Origin of the sequence: Mycobacterium sp. (assembly GCF_035653355.1) — a bacterium.
Lineage (GTDB): Bacteria > Actinomycetota > Actinomycetes > Mycobacteriales > Mycobacteriaceae > Mycobacterium.
Genome location: NZ_DASRBZ010000181.1, coordinates 1 through 14,951, shown reverse-complemented (window position 1 = coordinate 14,951; position 14,951 = coordinate 1). Strand labels below are relative to the sequence as shown.

Here is a 14,951-nt window from a genome sequence, read left to right as displayed (position 1 = left end):
CAGCCCACCGCCGCACGGCGCCTTCACCATCGACGAGCTGGCCACGGGCGTCATCAAGTTCGTGGATCACACGATCGGCACACGCCGATTCATCTATGCGGGCGTCTCGGTCGCCGGTGCGGTCGGGCTGCAGCTATTGCTCGGACATCGTGAACGTGTCCTTGCCGCCGCGCTGATCTGCACCGCAGCACAAATCGGCGATCCCGACGATTGGAAAAGCCGAGCACAGGTGGTGCGGTCGGCCGGCACCGGTGAGGTCGTCGCATCATCGGTGCGGCGGTGGTTTGCCCCAGGGTTTTTCGAGCGAGATCCCGCGTCGGCGCGGGCGCTGCTGGAGACGTTGCGGCAGGTCGACGACGACGGCTATGCCCATACCTGTGAGGCGCTCGCCGCATTCGACGCCCGCAACCGCCTCGCTGAAATCGATACGCCGGTCGTCGCGGTAGCTGGTGCCAACGACATCGCGACGCCACCCGATTCGGTGCGCTTCATCGCCACCAAGGTCGCGCGGGGCCGATTCGTCGAAGTGGCCAACGCCGCTCACCTGGTGCCCGCCGAGCAACCCGGCCGAATCGCCGATGTGTTGGTGAAGCTGGGGAAGCGGAGAACATGACCGTTGTCATCACCAACTCAGCCGCAGCCGCCGTCGGCGGTATCGAAGACGGCTCCACCATTCTGGTCGGCGGCTTCGGCATGGCCGGCATGCCCGCAACACTGATCGACGCGTTGATCCAGCAGGGCGCAACCGATTTGACCGTGGTGAGCAACAACGCCGGCAATGGTGACTCAGGGCTGGCTGCGCTGCTGGCCGCTGGACGCATTCGCAAGATCATGTGTTCGTTTCCGCGACAGCGTGATTCGTGGGTGTTCGACCGGCTGTACCGCAGTGGGCGCATTGAATTTGAGCTGGTTCCTCAAGGCAATCTTGCTGAGCGGCTGCGCGCAGCCGGTGCGGGTATCGGCGCATTCTTCTGTCCAACCGGCGTCGGCACGCCGCTGGCCGAGGGCAAGGAAACCCGCACGATCGACGGCCGGGACTACGTGCTGGAGTACCCGATCCATGGCGACTACGCGCTGATCGGCGCGCACCGCGCCGACAGACTTGGAAACCTGGTCTACCGGAAGACCGCCCGTAATTTCGGCCCGGTCATGGCCACAGCGGCCACTACCACCATCGCTGAGGTCGCCGACGTCGTTGACACCGGCATGATTGATCCCGAAAACGTGGTGACGCCAAGCATTTACGTCGACCGCGTCTTTCGCCGTCGGGCAGGAGCAGCGGCATGACGGTTTCTTCCCGGCACGCTGTCGAGCATCTCGACCGCGGTCCGCTCAGTCGCGACGAGCTGGCCGCAACGGTGGCGGGTGATATCCCGGTCGGGTCGGTGGTGAACCTCGGCATCGGCCTGCCCACCAAAGTGGCCGACTATCTGGCGCCGGATGCGGGGATCCTGTTGCACACCGAGAACGGGATGCTGGGCATGGGGCCGCAGGCTTACGGCGACGAGATCGATCCGGACTTGATCAATGCCGGGAAGGTTCCGGTCACGGAATTGCCCGGTGCCGCATATTTTCATCACGCCGACTCGTTCGCAATGATGCGCGGTGGGCACCTCGACGTTGCTGTGATGGGCGCCTTTCAGGTGTCCTATCGTGGCGACCTCGCCAATTGGAGCACCGGAGGCCCGGAGGACATTCCGGCGGTCGGCGGTGCGATGGACCTCGCGATCGGTGCGAAAACGGTGTTCGTCATGATGTCGCTGTTCGGGAAAGACGGCGCCGCCAAGCTGGTCCCGGAATGCAGCTATCCGCTGACCGGGGTGCGCTGTGTGAGTCGGCTTTACACCGACTTCGCTGCCTTCGACTTCGACTCAGAGACGGGCCCCACCGTGCGCGAGACCTTCGGCATCTGCGTCGCGGATCTGCTTAGACAACTGAATAGTGCTGCGCCGGAATGGGGTTAGCCGTTGGATTTGCGCGCGGCGATCGCAACGGCGGTCAAACTGCCTGCCGCACACTGGGTGTCAGCGGGAGGATCTCCCGCTTCTTGTGCACGGTCAGATAGTGCAACCCATCCGGGCCGGCGCTGAACTGCCGTCCCGAACGCTTCGGCAACCACAGCAGCACGCCCGGGACCAGCTCGATCTCGCCCCGCTCGGTGGTGAGGCGTCCGCTGCCGGCCACCACGTGGATCAGGACGTCGACGTCGGCTCCGGCGTGCGCGTCGATCCCGCCGTTGGGCGCCAGCGCGATGACATTCGAGTCCAGGTCGCGCTCGCCGACTTCCAGTTTCCACACTGCTCCAGTGTGGTTGGGTTCGGCGGCGAGTTCTGCCGTGTTCGCCAGCACCCGGGGCAGCGGGGTAGTGGCGAGCTTGGTGATCCGGATACGCCAGACCGCTGGGCCCTTTTCGAGGTACTCCCAGCCGTAGCTACCTGCGTGGTCGGCCTCGAACTCTTGGCGCAGATGCTTGGGATCGTGGTTGTTGACCAGGACGAACGACTCGCCGACGGCCAGCTCGGCGTAGGTGGCAAAAATCGTTGGGTGCTTGTCTGGCTTGCGCAGCTGCCGGACGTCAAGTTCGTTGTCAGCCATGGAGTTTGCATACCTTGCCCTAGTTTTTACAAACTATCTTGTGTAAACTCTAGCGCATGACTTACGTGATCGGGAAACCGTGTGTCGATGTGATGGACCGCTCCTGCGTGGACGAGTGCCCAGTCGACTGCATCTACGAAGGCGGGCGGGCGCTGTACATCCATCCCGACGAATGCGTGGACTGCGGAGCCTGCGAACCCGTCTGCCCGGTCGAGGCGATCTACTACGAGGACGACCTTCCTGAGGAACTGCAGCCCTATCTTGCCGACAACGCGGCGTTCTTCACCGAAGCCCTGCCCGGCCGCGACCAGCCGCTCGGCTCACCCGGCGGAGCCGCCAAGGTAGGCCCACTCGGCATCGACACGCCTCTGGTGGCTAGCCTGCCCAAAGCAGAAGAATCCGAAGGGAAGTGAGCATCGCAGGCCCAGCCGCGGAAGCCGCCGATCGGCGTCGCGCCGTGCTGCAGGTGCTGAAGGCGGCGAAAGCTCCGATGAGCATCGTCGCGATCGCCGAGCACCTCGAGGTGCACCCCAACACGGTCCGCTTTCATCTCGATGGCCTGGTCCGTGACGGCCGAGTCGAACGCGTCGCACCAGACCGCCGACGGCCGGGGCGGCCGCCGCTGATGTTCCGGGCCATCCGGCAGATGGATCGCGGCGGCGAACGCCGCTATGAGCTGCTGGCCGAAATCCTCACCCTGGGGTTTGGCGACGACGAGCGCGATGCCAGCGCCAAGGCGCTGGCAGCTGGTCGGGCGTGGGGGCAGCGGCTGGAGTCGAAAGCCGTTACCGGCAGGGCCGGGACACAGATAGCGATCGACCACCTGGTCGGCCTGCTCGATGACCTCGGCTTCGCGCCGGAGCAGCGCCGCTCCGACGGTGAATACCAGATCGGCCTACGGCACTGCCCGTTTCTCGAGCTGGCCGAAACGCGACGCAGCGTGGTCTGCCCGATACACCTTGGAATCATGCAAGGAGCGATGGAAACCGTGGATGCGCCGGTCACCGTCGACCGCCTGGACGCCTTCGTCGAACCCGACCTGTGTGTGGCCCACCTGAGCCCGCAAGGGGCGGCCAAGTGAGCGCCGGGCCGGCGATCGCGGTGGCCGTCACCTATGTGTGGCTCGGCATGGTGCTGGCCATTTCATTTCTGGAAGCACCGCTGAAATTCCGCGCGCCCAACGTGACGACCCAGATCGGGCTTGGCATCGGCCGACTGGTCTTCCGGGCCCTCAACGCCGTCGAGGTGGTTTTCGCGATCGTCACACTGGCCCTGGCCGTCGTGAGCCGGCCACCGCTCGGGGTGGTCGTGGCGTTCGTGGTCGCGTGGGCGACGCTGGTCGCGCAACTGGCCGCGGTGCGGCCCTTCCTGAACCGGCGGTCGGACAAGGTGCTGGCCGGCCTCGACGCACCCCGGTCTCGCGGTCATTACGCCTATGTCGGTCTGGAGGTGGTCAAGGTGATCGCATTGGTGACGGCGGGCAGTCTTCTACTATCCAGCTGAAGCCCAGATCACCGACCCCTCGACCGAAGGACATCATGGAGACCATTTCGCTGACCGACCTCGCCGCCGAAAAGCTGGCCGAGGCACGCGAGACCAAAAGCGGGCGAGCCGCCCATACCCTTCACGGCGGGCACACCCATGAACTGCGGCAGACCGTGATGGCGTTGCTGGCCGGACGTGAGCTGGGCGAGCACGACAGCCCCGGCCAGGCATCGCTGCAGGTGCTGCAGGGCCATGTGCACCTAACCGCCGGCGACGACTCGTGGGACGGCAAGGCCGGCGACTACGTCGTGATCCCGCCGCAGCGGCATTCCCTGCAGGCCGTTGAGGACTCGGTGATCATGCTGACCGTCTTCAAGAGCCTGTCCTCCGCGACGTAGCGGGTGCTATCGACACCTTGGTCGCGCGAGTTCGGCCTGCGGGTACCAATCATCAATGCGCCGATGGGCGGGGCGGCCGGTGGCCGGCTCGCCGCAGCCGTCACCGCGGCCGGCGGCCTGGGCATGGTCGGCATGGGCAGTACCGGGTCGACGACGTCGCTGCAAGCCGAGTTGCGGCACGTGCGCGGGACGTTCGGAATTGGTTTGGTGCACTGGGTGACTCGCGAAGAACCCGGGCTGCTGGACGCTGCGCTTGCTGCTCGGCCGGCGCTGCTGTCGGTGAGCTTCACCGACGAATGGTCGTGGGTTGAGCGCGCGCATGACGCTGGAATCGCAACTGCCACACAGGTATACGACAGCCGGGGCGCTGTCCGGGCACAGGAAGCCGGTGTCGATGTGCTGGTGGCGCGCGGAGCAGAAGGCGGCGGCCACGGAGAGGCGAAGCTGGCAACGCTGCCGCTGCTCGACGCCGTCTTAAACGTCGTCTCGGTGCCGGTGCTGGCGGCCGGTGGCATTGCGTCGGGGCGAAGCCTTGCCGCCGTGCTGGCCGCCGGTGCCAGCGGTGCGTGGTTGGGAACCTGCCTGACGGCCTGTTCGGAGGCGCTGTCCACCGACGGCGTCCGCAAGGCCCTCATCGCGGCGTGCGAGACCGACACCACGACCACCCGGGTCTTCGATGTGGGCCGCGGACTGCCCTGGCCGGAGCGATTTCCGTCGCGCGTACTGGCCAACGACTTCGTTGCCCGGTGGGCAGGCCGTGAGGATGAGCTGGCCGCCGATCCCGACGCGCGCGCAGAGCTGGCTGCCGCCACCGCGGCCGACGACACCCGTATCGCTCCGGTCGACGCCGGTCAGGGCGTCGCGATGGTCACGTCGGTGGAACCGGCGGGCGCTGTCATCGAGCGGCTGTGCGCCGGCGCGGAACGCCTGCTGGCGCAGTGGTAGACGATCACTTCGACGATCTGCGGCCGGCCGTGAGCACCACACAACAGCCCGGAGGTCGCGGGTCCAGCCGCGCGTGCGGGCGATGCGGCCGCAGCGCATCGGCGACACCGCTGATCAACGCCTGGTTCATCGTGCAGGCAAGCTCGCGCTGCTCCTCGGCGAGTGCGTGAAACGGGCAGTTCGCCAGATACACCTCGTCGGCGGTGGACCGGGGCTCGTAGCCGTGTTCGTTGAGCACCGCGACGGCCAACTCGAGTGCTGACTTTGCGTCGGTGGGTGCTCGCCGGCTGGCGGTGACTGCGGACCTGCCGATGCCGCGGCCGTAGTCGCGGGCAACCTGGTTGAGCACATCCACGACGGGCGCGCCGCTGGCAGCCGATTGCGCGATGGCCTTGGCCATCAGGCGGCCGGCCAGCTCGTAGTCGCGGGGAGGCAGGCTGACCGCGATATCGCGGTCAGCTCGCCGATACAGCTTCGACGGGCGCCCCGCACCGGGCCCGGATCGGCCCGTCAGCCGCGCATAGTCGCATTCCAGCAGCCCCTCGGCCTGGAGCCGGTCGAGGTGGAACTTCGCCTGGTGACGTGCGACGCCCACCGCGTCGGCCGCCTGATCACGGCTCACCGGTTCCGCTTGCGAACAGACGAATCGGTACAGCTGGTGGCGCACCGGATCGGCGAGCGCGCCGATTCCGGCGGCATCACGCTGCAAGGAGTCCCGCGGAGAACCCATCACCATCCATTTCTAACAGATAAAAGCCTTGACGCTACATTCGCCGAGCTCTAACGTTCGATTTACGATCTCTTAGAAGGAGCCACCATGAGCACCGACCACGCCACTTCCCCGCGGCCCGTTGCTGCCGGTCCGTTGACGGACCCGTCGTTCCAGGCGTACGCCCTGCTGCGCACGCTGTTCACGGTCGCGCCAATCCTGTTCGGGCTGGACAAGTTCTTCAACCTGCTGACCCACCCGGATCACTGGAGCAAGTACCTGGCCGGCTGGATCGACGGCATCGTCCCGGGCAACGCCGACCAGTGCATGTATGTCGTCGGTGTCATCGAAATCGCCGCCGGTGTTCTCGTCGCAATCGCTCCGCGCATCGGCGCTTGGGTGGTGGCGGCGTGGCTTGCGGGCATCATCATCAACCTGCTCACCCTGTCCGGCTACTACGACATCGCGCTGCGTGACTTCGGTCTGCTGGTCTCGGCCGTCGCACTCGCGCGGCTGGCTGAAGGTGTGCATCTTGCCCGCACTGGGCGGACGGCGGCAAGCGCTTAAGGGCACGCGGTGTAGGCGTCGACGTCGAAGCGTTTAGTCTGCCGGCGAAACCGGAAGGTGAAATCGGGCCACAGCGTGGTGTTGTTGCCGTGGGCGTCGAGGTACCAGCTGGCACAGCCGCCGGTCATCCACACTGAGCGGGCGAGTTTTCGCTGCAGCTCCTCGTGGTAGGCGTCTTGGGCTTCTCCTTTGACTTCCACCGTGCGCAGCCCGCGAGTTTTCATCACCGTAAGCGCGTCGACGACGTAATTGAGCTGGGACTCGATCATGTACACCATCGAGTTGTGGCCCAGGCCAGTGTTCGGGCCTACTAGCACAAACATATTCGGAAAGTTGGACATGGTGGTGCCCTTGTAGGCGCGCATTCCCTGGTCCGCGAATGTTTTTGTGAGGCTTCGTCCGTCAGCGCCGCAAACAACGTCGAACATAGGCGAATCGGTGACATGGAATCCGGTCGCAACAACGATGGCGTCCACCTCGCGGGAAGTGCCGTCTTCGGCGATGATTGCGTTCTCGCGTATTTCGGCGATGCCGTCGGTGATCAGCTCGACATGCTCGCGGTCGAGCGTGGGGTACCAGTCGTTGGCGATCAGCATGCGCTTGCATCCGATGCGGAAGTTCGGGGTCACCTTCTCGCGCAGTGCGGGGTCGGTGATCTCGAACCGGATCTTCGCTCGGCCGATCAACTCGAAGGGCTTCATGAACTTCGGTGCTTTGGCCAGCCCGACGACTTGAGTCTCACGTGCGAGATAAATCCCCGCACGCGCCACGCGCATCACCACCGGCACCCGTCGAAACAGCCACCGCTCGACTGGCGTGAATGGACGATCAAGGCGCGGCAGCAGCCACGGGGCTGTCCGCTGGTAGACGTCCATGTGGCTGACTTGGTCAGCGATGGCGGGAACGATCTGGATTCCGGAGGCGCCGGTGCCGATCACCGCGACGCGCTTGCCGGATAGGTCGGCGTAATGATCCCACTGCGCGGAGTGGAACAGCTCGCCGGCGAAAGTGTCGATGCCCGGGATGGGCGGTAGTTTCGGCTCGGCCAGTGCGCCGAATGCAGCAATCAACACATCGGCGGTGAAAGCGCCATGACTGGTCAACAGCTCCCAGCGGGAGTGGTCGGGCTGCCAGCGTGCCTTGGTCACTACACAGCCGAACAGGTGGCGGTCGAGGACCTTCGCGTCGCGCGCAACCCGCCGAAGGTAGTCCTGAATTTCGGCTTGGGTGGAAAACGATCGACTCCAATCCGGGTTCAGCGCAAACGAATACGAATACAAGTGCGATGGCACGTCGCATGCCGCGCCGGGATAGGTGTTGTCACGCCAAGTGCCGCCGACGTCATTGCCCCGCTCGAACACCAAGAAATCATCGTGACCGGCCTGATCCAACCGGATGGCCGCGCCCAGGCCTGAGAAACCGCTTCCAACGATGGCGACATTGACGTGGCGGCCGGCGGACGTCGTCCCGTTTGGTCGGGTCAGCTTGTCGGACATGGGATCTCCGTTTCCTCAGCCGGATTCGCGCAATCGCTGCCGTGACGCCGCCGGCTCCTTGGGATTAGCCAGTCGCGTCGGCTCTTTGCGTCCGCGCAACACCGTGTCCTCACCAAGCTCCCAGCACCGCTGTTCGCTCGGATCGCTGGCTTCCACCGTCGACGCCGAAGCCAACACGCGCTGCGGGGTCGACTTGGCCAACTCACACAGCCGGGCAGCTTCGTTGACCGGATCGCCGATGACGGTGTATTCGAACCGCTCGTAAGCACCGACGTTGCCGGCCACCACGGTTCCTGCGGCCACGCCGATGCCGGCCGGGCATTCCGGCACCTCTTCGTGCAGCCGCTGCGCGATCGCACGTGCGGCGCCGAGAGCATCGGTCTCCGGGGAACGAGCCCGCACGGGGGCGCCGAAAATCGCCAGGAGCGCGTCGCCCTCGAACTTGTTCACCAGTCCCCGGCGGGCGTTGACCTCATCGACGATGACCGTGAAGAACCGGTTGAGTAGCTCCACCACTTCGGCCGGAGGCCGGTCCGACACGAGTTCGGTGGACCCCATGATGTCGACGAAAAGGACTGCGACATGGCGTTCTTCGCCGCCCAACTCGATCTGCTGATCTTCGGCAGCAGCGGCGACTTCCCGTCCCACATGGCGGCCGAACAGGTCGCGGATGCGTTCACGCTGGCGCAATCCCTGGACCATGGCGTTGAAGCCCCGCTGCAGTTCGCCCAGTTCTGTGCCGTCGAACACCTGCAACTTGCAGTCCAAGTCACCGGCCTCTACGCGCTCTAACGCTGCACGCACGACCCGCACCGCAGTGGCCGTCAGCCATGCGGCGACCAGTATCAAGAAGAACCCGAACACGAACGCCGCTATCGCCAAAAGCAAGACTGCGAAGCCGAATTGGGCGAGCGTCATGTTGCGCATAGACAGCGTGACCACCGCGGCCAGAGCGATACCGATGACCGGCACGCCGGATCCCAACAGCCACGACGCCACGGTGCGGCCCATGACACCCGGGGCCAGCCGTCGTGGTGGCCGTCCGGCTTCCAGGGCTTGAGCGGCCACCGGGCGCAACGCAAATTCAGCGCCGAAATAACAGCTCGCCGACACGACGATGCCGCTGAAGCTGGTGCCGAAGAGGTACTTCGGAATGTAATCGGTGTTCACCCGCCCGTACAGCGTCGAAAACAGGATGGTGCCGACCGTCCACAGCACAACGGGAATGACGGTCAGCCGCCACGGCGCCAGGAAGGTGTTGCGCTGATCGTCAGTTGTCGGAGGCTTGTCCTCGATTGCCCAGCGCAGATCGCGGATGATGCGCCTAGTGGCCCAAACCCAGCCGACCACGATTGCTGCGGCGATATAGCCGGGCGCGATCCCGAGCGAAATCCAGCGCACCGGAGCCGCAAACACGTCCGGCTCCGGGATGGCCACGGTGACCAGCAGCAGCACAACGCCGATCCCAATCAGGTTCGCGCACACCACAAATACCGTCAGCAGCACTTGAAGGCGCACCCGCCGGCGTTGTGGGCTCTCCGACGGACTACCCAAAATCCATGAGCCATAAGGTCTTTCGGAAAGGTGGCCGCTTTGGCGGGTGATAATCTCCAGCACGCGGCCTAACCGCTGAGCGAGCGTCTTACGGGTCACCAAAACCACATCTCATGAGAATTAGCTGTCAGTTCGACAGTACATCGGCCTGGTCGTCCTTAAGCCGCTTGTCGATGCGATGGTCGCTGCACCTGCTCGGGCTGCGTCGGCGGGCTCTCGGTGGCGTTGATCCGGCCGGCGCCCCAGGTCAGTGCGCAGACGACGATCAGGGTAAAGGCAAGCACCACGACGCCGCCTGCGGTGAACAACCAGGCGGGCACGTTGGGGTCGCGTTCGCGTTGCAGGATGCTGACCTCGAGCACGAACGGGCGGGTGCTGGACGCTTGTGCGGGAATCTCGGGGGCGGGAATCGCGTCGTCGGCGGGCGCCCAGATCGGCACTCCCGTCATGGTCCTGCCGTCCTGGAGGCGCAGCACGGTTTTCCACGAACCCCACACCGGAACCGGTTGCGTAGACACATAGTGCCCGGGCCCGACCCGCTTGAGCAGGTCAATGACCAGGCCGCGGTGATGCTCCATCCGGCCCTGCCAGGACAAGATCGACACCCATTCCGGATCGCTGCTCACCATGTTGGGCGGATTCAGCTGCACGTCGGCCGACACCAGCCGCTGCCCAGGCGGGCTCGGCAAGTCGGTCAGGTTAATCGTGGCGGTGTCCTGACTCGGCACCCGGATATGCAGTCCGTTGGCAACGCTAACGCCGATCACCAGCACAGTGGCCGCGACGATGCCAACGCCGATCGCCCGGCCGGGCAGGCGCTGACCGGTGAGCACCATCGCGAACAGCGCCCCGCACACGCCCGTCAACACCGCCACCGGCACCGCCATCGCCAGGGCTTCGCCCCACATGGTCACCGGCCACGGATAGTGGTACACCGCGGTGATCCACAGCGACTCCAGCCACAGCCCCGCGGTGCCCACCCCAAGACCGGCGATCGCGCCGAACACGATCGGGCGCCGGAGCAGCGGTGTGAAGGCCAGCAACTCGACCACCACTGCCGGGCCCAGATACAGCGCGAACCAGCTGGTGGGTGCGCCAAATTTGGGCGCCACCAATCCGAAGATCGGACCGACAAGCAAGGCGACAGCGCCCCGCAATGCGGCCGCCAACAGGGCCGCTGCGATGGCCGCGCCGCGGCCCATCGTGATGCGGGCGGCCACCAGCGCCAGCGCTGCCGCCCCGGCGATCATCATCGGCTGCAGCACCAGCCGGAACTGCTCGACACCGAAGTCGTATTCGATCTGATAGACCGACAACCCGATCAGCAATCCGGCGAAGGACATGTAGCGCCAGAACTTGATCGCTTTTCCGTCGGCTGGCGCATCGTCGGGTTTGGTCCGTCGGGCCTCGTACTCGAGCATGATCAGCGCGAAGAGGGAAAAGCAGGCGCCGCCGATCATCATCAAATGCGTTGGGCCCCAAAGGGTCACGTCTTGGCCGAAGATGCGGTGCCAGATGTCGTCGAGCGGGAAACCGCTCAGCGCGTAGAGCCCGCAGCCGGCGACGAGCAGTCCGCCGACGGGCGCGTACCAGGTCTGGGTGATCCGCACTGCGGCCGAGCCGGGCTTTTCGAACGGCACGACGATCGCCAACATGCCCGCCAGGAAAATCCCGAACAGCCCGATCACGATGAAGTAGTGCGCCGGATTGGCCAACGGGCCGGGATCGCGACCATTGCCGATGTGCCAGCTGACGTCCCATATGAAACCGAACAGCGCACAGATGATGGAGCTGACGAACACCAGAATCTGCACGGCGGCCCACGACGGTCGTTTGAACCAGCGGCTGAAAGCGTCGCTGATGCGGGTCAACCACTCGATCCGATGAGTGCGGTGCGCGTACCCGATCCACAACATCGCCGCGGCCACCACGATCGCGGCGATCGACAGACCGACGACCTGACCAAGTCCGGCGCCGCGCGCGGGCGCTTCGGCGGCGGTCGACAAAGCCATCATTTCCTCCCCGTGTGGCGAGCCCCTGAATGTGGTCGCAGCGGTAACCTTACGTAGCGATGAGTCACCGGTCCAGTGGATTTTGAAACGTGTTTGCAAAGTAGGTCTATATCTGTGTCACGAAGAAGGCATCGCCAGCCCGTTCCGGCGGACGTCATCCATGCCACCCTGGCGTCGGCTGAGCGTCTCGGTAGGGACGTCGCTGACGTGCCGATCGCCGTGATCGCGCATGCCCTCGGGGTGTCCCGAAGCACGCTGCTGCGCCAGCTCGGCGGTTCCCGCCGAGCATTGGACAACGCGGTGCGTGATTTCGGTGTGGATCCCGGCGGGCGGCCTCCGGTGCGCCAGCGCGCAGTCGAGGCCGCGGCCGCGCTGATCAGCGCCCGGGGCGTGACTGCGGCAACGTTCGAGGCGGTCGCCGCACAGGCCGACTGCTCGGTGCACAGTCTCTACGCTGTATTCGGTGGACGTGACGCGTTACTAGACGCTGTCTACGAGCGCTACATCCCGAATCTCGATCTCGAAGACGCCATCTCCGGCGACTCGTCCGATCTGGACGACAGGGTGCGCCGGGTCTACCGCTCGCTCGCAGTGGTCTACCTCCGCGAACCGCGGGTGCTCTCGGCCGTGCTCGCCGAAGCACTGGCCCGCCCGGCAGGATCGGCGGGACAGGTTCTGGTCGAACACGGTGCGCTGCGCAGGCTCGCCGATCTGAGCCGGTGGCTGGACGACGAGGTCGCCGCCGGTCGCATCCGCGACCTTCCCCGCACGTTGCTGGTCCAGCAGCTGATCAGCCCCATCTCGGTGCATTGCATGATGCGCCCCGGGCTGACCAACGTCCCACAGGTTGCGTTGCCCGAAATCGAGGAATGCTGCGACATTTTCGCCGAAGCTTTCGTTCGCGCCGTCGCGCCGTGAGCGGGGTCGACCGCTCGTCACACCGCGCGCAGGTAGCGTTTGGCGATCACGCGCTGACCCACGGCCAGCAGCGGCTTGGCGGCTTTGCTCCACTGCGTCGCCGGCCGAGAGAACGACTGCACTTCGGCGAACACCGCGGCGGTGACCGGGTCGTAGCGCACGGCGAACCGCTCCTCGCCCGACTCAGGATGCCCCGGCAGCGTGCCGTACGCGAACCCGCGCAGGTTCGGTTCGTCGAGCACGTACACGACCCGGCACGGCGCGGGCAGGAAGCCGAGCTTGACGACCACAACGGTGCCAACGGTGACGACGTCGCTGCTGGCTTGTACGCGCAATCCGGCGCCGCGCTGCATCCCCCAGTGCATGACCGCGTCGGCGGCCTGCTCGAAACGCTGTTGACCGGCGCCGATGTGGCTGACGAAACCGAGGTGGTCGTATCCCGGGGGCATGGGGCCCGCCGTCGCGCCCACTTCGGGGTAGGTGAACGGCAGGGTGGCCAGCTCATGCAAGTCCACGTCGCCAGCTTGCCATGCCGCGCTGGCGGCCAAACGGCGGAGGCGTACGGTCGGCCAGGTGAGTACAGAAACCTCGAAAACCCCTGCTGCAGCATCCGGCACGCTCAGTTTGGGCGATGAGCTAACCGTCAACCGCCTCGGTTTCGGCGCGATGCGCCTCACTGGTCCTGGCGTCTGGGGTCCGCCCGCCGACCGCGATGAATGTATCCGCGTCTTGCGTCGTGCCGTGGAGCTCGGCGTCAACTTCATCGACACCGCCGACTCGTATGGCCCGTACTACTCCGAGGAAATCATCCGCGAGGCGCTGCATCCCTATGACGGTCTGGTCATCGCCACGAAGGCCGGCCTGCTGCGCACCGGCCCGGACGAGTGGGTCCCGATGGGCTTTCCTGCTTACCTGCGCCAGGAATGCGAGATGAGCTTGCGACGGCTCGGCGTGGAGACCATCGACCTGTTCCAGCTGCACCGCATCGACGACAAGTTTCCGCTCGAAGACCAGGTCGTGGAGCTGAACAAGCTGCAGACCGAAGGCAAGATCCGCCATGTCGGCCTGTCGGAGGTGACCGTGGACCAACTGGCCGCGGCCCAGCAGGTCATGCCGATCGTGTCGGTGCAGAACATGTACAACCTCACCGCCCGTGCCGCCGAACCGGTCCTGGAGGAGGCGACCAACCAGGGAATCGCGTTCATCCCGTGGTTCCCGCTGGCCGCCGGGCCGCTGGCCGCACCCGACGGCCCGCTGGCGCGGATGGCGGCCGAGCATGATGCGACGCCGGCGCAGATGGCCTTGGCGTGGCTGCTGAACCGCTCACCGGTGATGCTGCCGATTCCGGGGACGTCGAGTGTGGCGCACCTGGAGGAGAACGTCCGCGCCGCCGAGATCACGCTGAGCGAAGACGAAGTCGAGTTTTTGGGTGCGATCGGCGAGCAGAACGCCTAACGCCTGACGACGGGCGCCGGGCAAGGAAATACGGTGTCCTGGTGACCCCCGAGCACGCCCGGCATCCCGGCGGCGGATTCAACCCGCCTGAGCCGACGACCAAGGGCGGACCCGACTACGGGCGGTTCATCGACGCCGTGCGCGCGCTGCAAGATCACGCCCGCGCCGTCGACGCGCCCGACGAGGTGATCAGCGAGGCCGCGGATCTGATCGAGAAGGTGTCCGAGCTGCTGACCCCGTTCGACACCGACGAATGGCGGTCGCCGTCCGGCCGCCGGATGGATCTTCCGAACCGCGGCAACATCTTGGCCGTGCCGATGAAGGTGTCCAAGACGCCGGACGGCCGGATCCGTGGCTGGGCCCGATTCCGGCGGTTTCATCTGGGACGCAACGGCGCTGTGCATGGTGGCGAGATCGCGCACCTGTTTGATTCTGTGCTGGGGATGACGTCGGCGGTGCTCACTGGCGGGCCCTACCAGCGCACCGCGTACCTGCACTTGAACTATCGCCACATCGTGCCGATCGAGAAGGAGCTGCAGGTCGACGCAGGGGTGAGCCGCGTCGACGGCCGCAAGATCTTCGTCGAGGGTCGGCTCTGCGAACGGCGACACGGTGTTGACCGACGCCGAGGCGCTGTTCGTGCTCCTCAAACCCGGCCAGCCGTAAGCAGATTCGGGTGTCAGGAGCTGCGTCGGCGTGATCGCGGCGCGGCGGATAACCACAGTGGCCTCGTAGTCAGGCGGGACGAAGGCTAACGCTCGGGCCGGTCAGCAGCGCAGAAGCGATGCCGACAAGAGTGAGAAGCGCAGCGCTGGGC

Annotated in this window: 17 protein-coding genes and 1 pseudogene; 12 read left to right on the top strand and 6 right to left on the bottom strand. The window is 65.7% G+C overall.

Annotation, left to right across the window (positions count from 1 at the left end):
* The 3 genes from VFA16_RS06050 to VFA16_RS06040 form a co-directional block, all read left to right on the top strand.
* On the top strand, positions 1-613 hold a 613-nt coding region (locus tag VFA16_RS06050; RefSeq protein ID WP_324966945.1), incomplete at its 5' end, for an alpha/beta fold hydrolase.
* Positions 610-1,287, top strand: a complete 678-nt coding sequence (locus tag VFA16_RS06045; protein WP_324966944.1) for a 3-oxoacid CoA-transferase subunit A — start codon at positions 610-612, stop codon at positions 1,285-1,287. The genes VFA16_RS06050 and VFA16_RS06045, both read left to right, overlap by 4 nt.
* The gene (locus tag VFA16_RS06040) at positions 1,284-1,964 is read left to right on the top strand and encodes a 3-oxoacid CoA-transferase subunit B (protein WP_324966943.1); all 681 of its coding nucleotides are present in this window, start codon (positions 1,284-1,286) and stop codon (positions 1,962-1,964) included. The genes VFA16_RS06045 and VFA16_RS06040 overlap by 4 nt, the downstream gene beginning before the upstream one ends.
* A gap of 34 nt (positions 1,965-1,998) precedes the next feature.
* Here the strand turns inward: VFA16_RS06040 and VFA16_RS06035 are convergent, their stop codons facing one another.
* Positions 1,999-2,595 (bottom strand): DUF2249 domain-containing protein, encoded by a 597-nt coding sequence (locus VFA16_RS06035; RefSeq protein ID WP_324966942.1) that lies wholly within the window; start codon positions 2,593-2,595, stop codon positions 1,999-2,001.
* Between the two features lie 56 nt (positions 2,596-2,651).
* On the opposite strand from VFA16_RS06035, the gene fdxA reads away from it, so the two are divergent.
* The 5 genes from fdxA to VFA16_RS06010 are packed head-to-tail and all read left to right on the top strand — an operon-like array spanning position 2,652 to position 5,423.
* Entirely contained in the window at positions 2,652-3,008 is a 357-nt protein-coding gene (fdxA, locus tag VFA16_RS06030) for a ferredoxin (RefSeq protein ID WP_324966941.1), read from the top strand.
* Positions 3,005-3,676: a helix-turn-helix transcriptional regulator gene (locus VFA16_RS06025; protein WP_324966940.1), complete on the top strand. Its 672-nt coding sequence runs from the start codon at positions 3,005-3,007 to the stop codon at positions 3,674-3,676. Before fdxA ends, VFA16_RS06025 begins: the two co-directional genes overlap by 4 nt.
* Positions 3,673-4,098, top strand: coding sequence for a hypothetical protein (locus VFA16_RS06020; RefSeq protein ID WP_324966939.1), 426 nt, complete (start codon positions 3,673-3,675; stop codon positions 4,096-4,098). The genes VFA16_RS06025 and VFA16_RS06020 overlap by 4 nt, the downstream gene beginning before the upstream one ends.
* A gap of 35 nt (positions 4,099-4,133) precedes the next feature.
* Positions 4,134-4,478: a cupin domain-containing protein gene (locus VFA16_RS06015; protein ID WP_324966938.1), complete on the top strand. Its 345-nt coding sequence runs from the start codon at positions 4,134-4,136 to the stop codon at positions 4,476-4,478.
* Positions 4,479-4,481: 3 nt separating this feature from the next.
* On the top strand, positions 4,482-5,423 hold the full coding sequence (locus VFA16_RS06010; RefSeq protein ID WP_324966937.1) for a nitronate monooxygenase: 942 nt from the start codon (positions 4,482-4,484) through the stop codon (positions 5,421-5,423).
* 4 nt (positions 5,424-5,427) lie between these two features.
* On the opposite strand, the gene VFA16_RS06005 is transcribed toward VFA16_RS06010, so the two are convergent.
* Positions 5,428-6,159 carry a helix-turn-helix transcriptional regulator gene (locus VFA16_RS06005; protein ID WP_414687646.1) on the bottom strand — a complete coding sequence of 244 codons (732 nt, stop codon included), beginning with the start codon at positions 6,157-6,159 and terminating at the stop codon, positions 5,428-5,430.
* A gap of 81 nt (positions 6,160-6,240) precedes the next feature.
* On the opposite strand from VFA16_RS06005, the gene VFA16_RS06000 reads away from it, so the two are divergent.
* Positions 6,241-6,699 carry a hypothetical protein gene (locus tag VFA16_RS06000; protein WP_324966935.1) on the top strand — a complete coding sequence of 153 codons (459 nt, stop codon included), beginning with the start codon at positions 6,241-6,243 and terminating at the stop codon, positions 6,697-6,699.
* Here the strand turns inward: VFA16_RS06000 and VFA16_RS05995 are convergent.
* The 3 genes from VFA16_RS05995 to VFA16_RS05985 are packed head-to-tail and all read right to left on the bottom strand — an operon-like array spanning position 6,696 to position 11,764.
* Positions 6,696-8,195, bottom strand: coding sequence for an NAD(P)/FAD-dependent oxidoreductase (locus tag VFA16_RS05995; protein ID WP_324966934.1), 1,500 nt, complete (start codon positions 8,193-8,195; stop codon positions 6,696-6,698). The genes VFA16_RS06000 and VFA16_RS05995 overlap by 4 nt on opposite strands.
* A 15-nt stretch (positions 8,196-8,210) precedes the next feature.
* Positions 8,211-9,851, bottom strand: coding sequence for an adenylate/guanylate cyclase domain-containing protein (locus VFA16_RS05990; protein WP_324966946.1), 1,641 nt, complete (start codon positions 9,849-9,851; stop codon positions 8,211-8,213).
* Between the two features lie 56 nt (positions 9,852-9,907).
* Positions 9,908-11,764 (bottom strand): hypothetical protein, encoded by a 1,857-nt coding sequence (locus VFA16_RS05985; RefSeq protein ID WP_414687645.1) that lies wholly within the window; start codon positions 11,762-11,764, stop codon positions 9,908-9,910.
* Between the two features lie 111 nt (positions 11,765-11,875).
* Here VFA16_RS05985 and VFA16_RS05980 point away from each other — a divergent pair, with 111 nt between their 5' ends.
* The gene (locus VFA16_RS05980) at positions 11,876-12,679 is read left to right on the top strand and encodes a helix-turn-helix domain-containing protein (RefSeq protein WP_324966932.1); all 804 of its coding nucleotides are present in this window, start codon (positions 11,876-11,878) and stop codon (positions 12,677-12,679) included.
* 17 nt (positions 12,680-12,696) lie between these two features.
* On the opposite strand, the gene VFA16_RS05975 is transcribed toward VFA16_RS05980, so the two are convergent.
* Entirely contained in the window at positions 12,697-13,194 is a 498-nt protein-coding gene (locus VFA16_RS05975; protein WP_324966931.1) for a DUF1990 domain-containing protein, read from the bottom strand.
* A 58-nt stretch (positions 13,195-13,252) separates the two neighbouring features.
* Between VFA16_RS05975 and VFA16_RS05970 the strand changes: the two genes are divergently transcribed.
* Positions 13,253-14,134, top strand: coding sequence for an aldo/keto reductase (locus VFA16_RS05970; protein ID WP_324966930.1), 882 nt, complete (start codon positions 13,253-13,255; stop codon positions 14,132-14,134).
* Between the two features lie 41 nt (positions 14,135-14,175).
* Positions 14,176-14,800: pseudogene (locus VFA16_RS05965) on the top strand (PaaI family thioesterase).
* Positions 14,801-14,951: the final 151 nt, after the last annotated feature.